Genomic DNA, 7,945 nt, shown 5'->3' on the forward strand with positions numbered 1-7,945 from the left:
ATTACGCTGGTAGAGCGGGATGTGGAAAATTTACGGCGCGGATGCCCGTATTATCACCGCTGCCCGGTGGCGGAGAAGCGCTGTGCGGTTGATCAACCACCGCTGGTTGAGGTAGATGAGGACCACTGGGTGGCCTGTGTGCACTATGAGAGCGGTGCAGATTTGGTGAAGCCGCTTTCCCTTGCCGGGCAGGATACTCGCACAGTGGTTTGAGGCTGGTACGGTACGAAAACATTTTTTCGTATAGATAAACTTAAACCTCTCTGAAACGGGGGTGGTAGCGCACAACGTCGCTTATGCCCTTCAGCGCGTTCTCACGCAATTCCAGCACCATGAACACTTCTTCCGGAACCTGGATTTCCCACTGAATGCCGTAAGGTTTGGCGGGTTTGAAACCAAAACGCGGGTAGTAGTGGGGGTGGCCCACCACAAAAATCGTCTCATGCCCGGCCGCTTTCAACGCATTGAGAGCATAACGGATTAATGCCGATCCGATTCCCTGATTGTGGAATTCGGGCAGAACGGCCATCGGGCCAAGGCCTACCGCCGTCCACTGCTGTTCGCCGTTTGTGACGGTTACCGGCGAGAAGAGGATATGCCCGACGATTTTCTCATCCACTTCTGCGACCACCGACAATATCACTGCTCCGTCGCGGCGCAGGGCGTCCACCAGTTGGGCTTCATTTTCACGCTCAAATGCCAGATGATTGACCCGATCAATGGCGGGAATATCTTCGGGTGTTTCAGGCCGAATGGTCAGCTTCATGGACAGCAACCTCCGGTTCGGCGGGGGTATCTATCGTTCACCTGGATTCTGCCTGCTTTTTGAGGCGAAGCAGCGAGGCTTCCAGCGATTTTTCGAGGAAGTGTTTGTCGAACAGGAGCATCAGGCGGGTGAGCCACCCCGAAAGTGATTCCGCAGTGGTGACGAGGGTGTCGTTGCCGCGCGCTTCAATGCTCCAGTTGTGAATGGCTGTCATCCCGGTGGCTGTCCCTGTCCAGCCGATCCGAAGGGGCGGCTGGACGGTGTGCAGGCGGGAGGTGATGTTTAGCCCTTGCGCTTTCCAATGAAAAGTTGTACCTTCCCTCAGGTCGCCGTCCAGTTTTGCAAAGGTAATATCAGGCTGCCAGTCAGGCCAGTTCCCGATATCGGTTAGAACCTGCCAGACTACCTCCACAGGGGCGTGGATGAGCATTTCACGACGGGCAAAGGCGGGGGCGGATTTATTGATTTCCATTTTACTGTCTCCACAAGATCATCAAAATTTTATTGAGAATATAAATCGAACCGAAGGCAATCGTCAGATTCGTCTTACCCATGCTGTACAATGCCCAACCGCTCAGGCCAAAAATTACCAGTTCCGCTAAAAAGAGCCAGGGTTCGGAAAGCCTCAGCGAGGATTTAGGTGCCAGAAAAGTTCCCCAAACCACCGCGAAAAGGAGGGGGCTGCCCAATCCGAGCAGGAATTTCATCAGCGGCGTTTGACCTGTTTTGAACCCCCAAAAGCCCAAGATGATCAGAATACAAATTTCAAGCAGAAAACGAACAGATAGGTTAACCATTTTGAACAGTTCCATGAGGAGCCTCCAAAACTTTTGGATTTCTAATTTCCACCGAGAGGATTTGTAAATTTAAGTTGTGAATACGAAACAGCACCCCCAGCAGGGCAGCCTGATCGGGCAATTCGCCATCCAGAAGAGTATTGCCGTCCATTTCTTCCGTGAGGGAAAGTTCGGGTAACCACGAAGCAAGCCCGCGGTCTACTTTGCCTTGCAAGCGGATATGGTATGAGATGAGAGATCGTTCGTTGTTCATGACCTGAATCATACATGGAAAAATCACGATTGAAATCCTCCTATGGAGGTATATCCCGGGGGTAGGTGCAAATTCGAGAAGATACCTCCATAGGGGGATGCCGGTCTTGCTCTGATTTTGTATAGTTGACGGCAAGGAGTATAAATCATGAAAAAATTTACTTTGGTTTTATTGATGTTGGTACTGGTGCTTTCCGCTTGCAGCCTGAACCCCACCGCTACTCTGACGGGCTCCGGCAAGATGGTCAAGCAGTCATTCGATTTATCTGATTTCGATCAGATTCGTATTGGTACTTCAGGTGTGTTATACCTGCAACAGGGCGATGATTTCAGCCTGACGGTCGAGGCGGATGATAACATCCTGCCCGTGCTCGAAATCGGCGTGGAGCAAGGCGTGTTAACGGTACGCACCAAACCGGAAGTAAGCCGGCTTCAATTTGAAACACTCATCTACCGGGTGACATTACCGGCTTTGAGCCTGTTGGAAATATCCGGCTCGGCAGATGTCCGCGCAGAAGATTTCAGTGCCGACTCCCTCACCATCCGGATCAACGGGTCGGGCGATGTAACCTTTGCCCGTCTGGATGCCCAATCGCTTTCGGCGCGCTTGAGCGGATCGGGTGACCTGATTCTGCCCGATGTTTCGGCTACAAGCATCCTTGCCGAGGTCAACAACTCGGGTCAGATGGAAGCAGCCGGTGAAACCGAATCACTGACGGTGATGACCTCCGGCTCTGGTGAACTGCTGGCGGAAAAACTCATGGCAAAAGTCGTGGATATGGCGGTCAACGGGAGCGGTAATGCCACTGTTTGGGCGGTGGATCGGCTGGATGTGTCCATCAGCGGCAGCGGCAACGTGCAATACCTTGGTTCGCCGGAATTGACTGAGAAAATCAGTGGAGGCGGTGAGTTGATTGCGCTGGGTTCGCGGTAAATTTTTCCGGGATAAGATGAACCACTCACCCAATGGAGAGGTTCATCTTTATTAATACCAATTCACGATTTATTCAATGAGGAGTTGTCCACAATGATTCATCCACCTTTGAACAAAAGAAGAACCATCCGGAATCTGGTCTTATTTACCGTGGTTGTAATCTCAATCGGCTTTATCGGACGGGGTCTGGACGTGAGGATGGGAAATTCACCGTCGGAAAGTCTGGGCATGCTGTTATGGCTGGTTGTGCCGAGCGTTTTTTCTTTATTGCTGCGCGCCTTTGGCGGAGACGGCTGGAAGGATTTTGGCATCAGGCCCAATTTCAAAGGAAATGGGAAGTTTTATCTGGTTTCGCTTCTGGTCTATCCGGTGTTGACTTTGATTATCCTGCTCATTGGAAGTCTGGCAGGACTGATCACATTCCCTGATCTTTCGATGAACGCGCTGGGAATGATTGCCCAGGTGTTTCTGGTGGGTGCGCTTCCCCAATTCGTCAAGAACATTTTTGAAGAAACGGCCTGGCGCGGTTACCTGGCCCCCAAGGTGTATGCCCTTGGCCTGAATGACTTTGTGGGTCACGCGATGGTCGGTTTGATTTGGGGCGCCTGGCACATCCCTTACTACCTGTACTTTTTGGATCGTTCCATTCTGGAACAATTTACGACCCTGCCCGTGACGCTCTATATTCCCCTTGCTATTCTGGTGATGATTGCCTGGGGAATGGTGTATGGCGAACTGCGCTTGTTGACCAACTCGATCTGGCCAGCCGTCCTGATGCACATGGTGGAGGATGCCCTACTCATCCAACTGATCACCGATAATCGGGTGCAAATCGTTCGCGGAGCAGACTGGCTGGTTTCGCCCATGCACGGGCTGATTGGCATTGGGTTGTTTGTTGCCCTTGGGATCGGCTTGCGCCAGATCCGCAAGCGCAGGGAAGCCACGGCCTGAGATTATTCCAAATACAACGAGAGCGTGCAACTCAGTAAATCATGAAATAAGTCCCAGTTCGCGCGCTCTCGCTGCCGCTTTCACACGGTCATCCACCCCCAACTTGCCGTAAATGTGTTTGACATGCGTCTTGACCGTGCCCACTGAAAGGAAGAGCTTTTCTGCAATCTGCGGGTTCGACAAACCTGCAGCAAGCAACCTCAATACTTCAATCTCGCGCCCGGTCAACGGCTCAATAATGGATGATTGATCGGGGGGAAGGGACTTTCCAAATCCTGAAAGCAGGAGGGAAAGATAATCATCCTTTCGGGATTTCTGAAGATGAGAGAGAAGCGTTTTCATCTTTTCCCCCTCGTCCAGAAATAGGCGCACATAACCGCCCGCTCTACCAATTTCCAAAGCCCGCTCCAGAGATTGTAAAGCGAGTGATAAATTACCGGCTTCTTCCTCCATCAAGGCACGGAGGATGTGGATTTCCATCTCGTATTCGAGGTAACCTGCCTCGCGTGCCAGCCGAAGCTGCTCTTTCATTAAAAGGCGGACGGTTTCCCATGCTTTTTGGCGTAACAGAAAGCGTAGATACATCAGTGTTGCCAGCCGGTAAGGGAAGAACAAAGGCTGGCGTGGCGGCTGAAAGCCCCTTGCCCAGGCTTCGAAGGCCGGCCAATCTTCCAGCCGGTACAGCAAAGCAGCCCGGACGGCATTTGCCCAGTCAACGGCGTTGGTGATGCCACTGCGCTGTGCCAGCCTGACAAAATTTTCGGCGGCCTGTTGGGCGAGGTTTGGCCTGCCATCCACCAGTTCCAAGCGGGTGAGCAGGGCATATAAACGCATGCTGACATCCGGCAAATTGCCCAATTGCTCTTCCAGTTGATGGGTAAAACGGGCTTCTCGGCGTGCCCCTTCCAGATCGTTGATCTGATACAGCAGGGTTGCCTGATTGATGTGTGCCCAGCCGCGCACAAGGCTGGAACCACCGCGCCAAACGGTATCGAGCAATTCGCGATTAAGCGCGAGCGCCCGCCCCAGCTCTGCGCGCTCTGTCATCAATTGCACCCGTGCGCAGGCCGCAATCCAGGCCGTAACCCGGTCACCAGCCTGTTCACACAGGCGGATGGTCTCTGCGTAGGCCTGCTCGGCTTCGGGGAGGGGCCGGCCTGAGGCGTGGGTGGTAATCGCAATCTCCAGTTGGGCAAAACTGCGCCATAGGGAGTCGTTGGGCGCAAGTTGAGCGAGAGCCAGTTTTGCCAGCCGCAGAGATTCGGCAGCATTGTTTTGCGAAATTCGAAGCATGGTGCTCCTCACCACGTTCAAACGCCCCAGGGATGCCAGATCTCCCCGGCAATTTTGTTCGGCACGGTCGAGCATGGGTAAAACGCGATCCCGGCTGTAACCAAGCCAGATCCACGACCAACCCAAAAAGGCACTCAGCGAGGGGTGTTCTGCCAGCAGTGATTCGGGCAGGGATTCGACCCGCCGCATTAAAATCCTCGCTTCAGCCGTTCCCCAGGTTTCGCCAAGCGCACGTTCCACCAGGGCGGCAACATGCGCCAGTTCATCAGCTGCTATCCAGTGGCGGATGGCATCCAGCAGGTAATTGTTTTTCTCAAACCACTCCGCGGCGCGGCGGTGCAGGTCTTTCATCAGGGCGGGATGAGTTTGTTCGAGCTTGCGGCGCAGTAAATCTGCAAAGAGATGATGATAACGGTACCACCTTGCCTGCGAATCGAGCGGGATGATGAACAAATTGGCGCGTTCCAAATTTACCAGCATCGCTTCGGTATCATTTACCCCAAGAACGGTATTGCAAAGCGAGGTGTTGAAACGCTCGAGAATGGAAGTTTGCAATAAAAATTCACGCGTGGAGTCAGACTGACGCGAGAGGACTTCATCGGTCAGGTAATCGGCGATGTAACGATGACTGCCTGCAAACGCAGCAATGAGGTCGGCCGGGTTGGCGGCGTGTTGAAGTGAAAGCGCTGCCAGTTGTAATCCCGCTACCCAACCTTCGGTGCGGGCTTCCAGAGTCTGAACATCTTCCGCGCTCAAGGAGAGCCCCATAATTTGATTGAGAAACAAAGCGGCTTCCGCCTCGGTAAAGCGAAGGTCGTCGGCGCGGATCTCGGTCAACTGCCCGCGTACGCGCCAGCGCCCAAGCGGCAGGGGTGGATCGGCACGACTGATGAAGACCAGATGCAGATTAGGGGGGAGGTGGTCAATCAGGTAGGCAACCGCATCGTGAATGGATTGTTGGGTGATGTGATGGTAGTCATCCAGCACCAACACGATCTCTTTGCTGCGGGTTTGGGAGAGATCATTAATGAGCGCGGCTGCCAATTCGCGGGGGTTGGGCGAGAGTGTTTCGAGCAATGTTTCGAGGGATGGGACACAATCGGGCTGAACGGTTCGCAACGCTGCGGCGATATACCCAAAGAATCGGGCGGTATCATCATCATCCTCATCGAGTGAGTACCAGGCAACCTGCTCAGCCGGGGCTGTCTTCATCCATTCCGCCAGCAAGGTGCTTTTTCCAAAGCCGGGTGGTGCGCTGACAATGGTGACTTTGCCATGAATGCCGGCCTGCAAACGATCCAGCAAAGCTGAACGTTGCACGAGTTTACTCACCAGCGGTGGGTACAGTTTGGTGGCGAGGATTTTGAGAACCATTTTCAAAAAAGTATATCAAAAAATGCTGGGCGGAAATTTCTTTTTTTTTTGGGATAATTTCTACCATCGAATCATCCTGTCATTTTAACCACAACGAGACAAACCAGTGACCACAGGTAAATGGCCGCGCTTGCTTGCACTTAGCTGTTCTTTAGAATTTGTTTGAATGGCTTAACCCAAACAAATTTTATTCAAAAATCAGGAAACATCTTTCTTTTTTCAGGCATCCACCGGATCTCGTCTCTGGAAATTGGTGTTTTGGCACCCAGACTGGTGGCGGAAATGATCGGATTGGTACGAACAAGAGTGGATAATTGTGGGGTGTGGAAGTTTGCTTCTACAAAAACCCTTCACTCCTGTTCGGTGGGGTTGGGATGGTTTGTCTCTTTGGGGTAACGGGGTAATATCGTGTTCAGGATGACATCCAGGATGGCTCTTGTCTCGTGGGTGTTCAAGGGACGTGAGAGACCGACCTCCAAAACGTTTGTATCCGGCGAAAGGGTGGCCTCCGGTTTTTCGTCCGCCGAAATAATGACGACCGGCAGATTTGCAAAAGCCGGGTTTTGTCGCAGCGTTCTCAGCCAGTTCCACCCATGAATATCCGGTAATTCAAGATCAAGCAATATTGCATCAATAGGTTGCTCTTTTAAAAGGGTAAAGGCTTCTTCGCCACTTAGGGCGCTGAACAGGCGATAGGATGGCTCGGGGTTATTTAATTGAACCGAATGGATGGCTTTGGTGATGAATTGCACCATCGCCGGATCGTCATCCACAACCAGAATGGATTGGACTTGACTGCCTAAGGCCGAGATGGTCTCTGTGAGCGCATGACGAGAGATCGGTTTGAGGAGGTAAGAATGGATTGAACCGATTTGCGAATCGATGTCGGGAAGGTGAATGCGGATGACAGGCAATTCATACGGTAGGTCTTTGATGAATCCTGTTCCTGCCAGCGTGGAAACCAGAATAGCCCGCGGATAAAATTTTTCTACATATTCAACCAGTAAATCAAAATCCGATACGGCCTGAATGATATACTCATCCAGAATCTGGCGCATGGCCTGTTCTTGCCGTTGGTCAGGGGTCACAAATAGTAAAAATTTATTCTCTTCCATGGAGCGATAACTCTCCGTGGGGAGGATGACCGGCTGAATGGGTGGCATGGTGAGCGGGATCGTGAAGTAAAACCGGCTGCCTTCTCCCAACTGGCTCTCGACCCCCATTTTCCCCCCATGCAATTCTACAAACCGTTTGCTGATATATAAGCCTATTCCAGTACCTGACCGCCTGCGCCAGTTCTCTTCGCCAACCTGCCGGAACTCGTTGAAAATTTTGGGCAGGTCTTCTGCCGAAATTCCCACGCCGGTGTCAATGACATTGATCCGTAGCGAATCCTCTAATTTTTCCACCCGCAGTGTAACGCCACCCTGGTCGGTGAAGCGCAGAGCGTTATTGATCAAATTGATCAGCACCTGTCGGATGCGGGTGATATCTACAAATACAGCCGGCAGATCGGAGGGTATCTCAATCTTGATCCGCAGCCCTTTTTCTTTGAATGCGCTGGCTACCATTTCATGC

8 protein-coding genes and 1 pseudogene are annotated in these 7,945 nt (G+C 52.3%); 3 read left to right on the top strand and 6 right to left on the bottom strand.

Features of this window, described 5'->3' with window-relative positions; translation table 11 throughout:
* Nucleotides 1-213: pseudogene (locus ACWIZX_RS00885) on the top strand (hypothetical protein); the annotation flags it as partial.
* 40 nt (nucleotides 214-253) lie between these two features.
* Here ACWIZX_RS00885 and ACWIZX_RS00890 read toward each other — a convergent pair.
* Genes ACWIZX_RS00890 through ACWIZX_RS00905 form a run of 4 tightly spaced genes read right to left on the bottom strand, consistent with a single transcriptional unit; the run spans nucleotide 254 to nucleotide 1,816 of the window.
* Nucleotides 254-766: a GNAT family N-acetyltransferase gene (locus tag ACWIZX_RS00890; protein WP_448334513.1), complete on the bottom strand. Its 513-nt coding sequence runs from the start codon at nucleotides 764-766 to the stop codon at nucleotides 254-256.
* 37 nt (nucleotides 767-803) lie between these two features.
* The gene (locus ACWIZX_RS00895) at nucleotides 804-1,238 is read right to left on the bottom strand and encodes an SRPBCC family protein (protein ID WP_448334514.1); all 435 of its coding nucleotides are present in this window, start codon (nucleotides 1,236-1,238) and stop codon (nucleotides 804-806) included.
* A 1-nt stretch (nucleotide 1,239) separates the two neighbouring features.
* The gene (locus ACWIZX_RS00900) at nucleotides 1,240-1,578 is read right to left on the bottom strand and encodes a YrdB family protein (protein ID WP_322793249.1); all 339 of its coding nucleotides are present in this window, start codon (nucleotides 1,576-1,578) and stop codon (nucleotides 1,240-1,242) included.
* Nucleotides 1,556-1,816 carry a hypothetical protein gene (locus ACWIZX_RS00905; protein WP_448334515.1) on the bottom strand — a complete coding sequence of 87 codons (261 nt, stop codon included), beginning with the start codon at nucleotides 1,814-1,816 and terminating at the stop codon, nucleotides 1,556-1,558. Before ACWIZX_RS00905 ends, ACWIZX_RS00900 begins: the two co-directional genes overlap by 23 nt.
* 147 nt (nucleotides 1,817-1,963) lie before the next feature.
* On the opposite strand from ACWIZX_RS00905, the gene ACWIZX_RS00910 reads away from it, so the two are divergent.
* Together ACWIZX_RS00910 and ACWIZX_RS00915 are read left to right on the top strand one after the other, a co-directional pair.
* Complete coding sequence (locus ACWIZX_RS00910) at nucleotides 1,964-2,749, top strand: head GIN domain-containing protein (RefSeq protein ID WP_448334516.1); 786 nt, start codon at nucleotides 1,964-1,966, stop codon at nucleotides 2,747-2,749.
* 93 nt (nucleotides 2,750-2,842) lie between these two features.
* Nucleotides 2,843-3,700, top strand: coding sequence for a CPBP family glutamic-type intramembrane protease (locus ACWIZX_RS00915; protein WP_448334517.1), 858 nt, complete (start codon nucleotides 2,843-2,845; stop codon nucleotides 3,698-3,700).
* A gap of 39 nt (nucleotides 3,701-3,739) precedes the next feature.
* Here ACWIZX_RS00915 and ACWIZX_RS00920 read toward each other — a convergent pair whose 3' ends face one another.
* Nucleotides 3,740-6,313: a LuxR C-terminal-related transcriptional regulator gene (locus ACWIZX_RS00920; RefSeq protein WP_448334518.1), complete on the bottom strand. Its 2,574-nt coding sequence runs from the start codon at nucleotides 6,311-6,313 to the stop codon at nucleotides 3,740-3,742.
* A gap of 404 nt (nucleotides 6,314-6,717) precedes the next feature.
* Nucleotides 6,718-7,945, bottom strand: a 1,228-nt coding sequence (locus tag ACWIZX_RS00925; RefSeq protein ID WP_448334519.1) for an ATP-binding protein, incomplete at its 5' end; no start/stop codon positions are given.

The sequence above is a fragment of the Bellilinea sp. genome (genome assembly GCF_053501535.1).

What these genes read in the sequence shown, in the direction of transcription:
- ACWIZX_RS00905 (WP_448334515.1), bottom strand. Translation starts at nt 1,816, where the DNA reads ATGAACAACGAACGATCTCTCATCTCATACCATATCCGCTTGCAAGGC.
- ACWIZX_RS00900 (WP_322793249.1), bottom strand. Translation starts at nt 1,578, where the DNA reads ATGGAACTGTTCAAAATGGTTAACCTATCTGTTCGTTTTCTGCTTGAA.
- ACWIZX_RS00895 (WP_448334514.1), bottom strand. Translation starts at nt 1,238, where the DNA reads ATGGAAATCAATAAATCCGCCCCCGCCTTTGCCCGTCGTGAAATGCTC.
- ACWIZX_RS00910 (WP_448334516.1), top strand. Translation starts at nt 1,964, where the DNA reads ATGAAAAAATTTACTTTGGTTTTATTGATGTTGGTACTGGTGCTTTCC.
- ACWIZX_RS00915 (WP_448334517.1), top strand. Translation starts at nt 2,843, where the DNA reads ATGATTCATCCACCTTTGAACAAAAGAAGAACCATCCGGAATCTGGTC.
- ACWIZX_RS00890 (WP_448334513.1), bottom strand. Translation starts at nt 766, where the DNA reads ATGAAGCTGACCATTCGGCCTGAAACACCCGAAGATATTCCCGCCATT.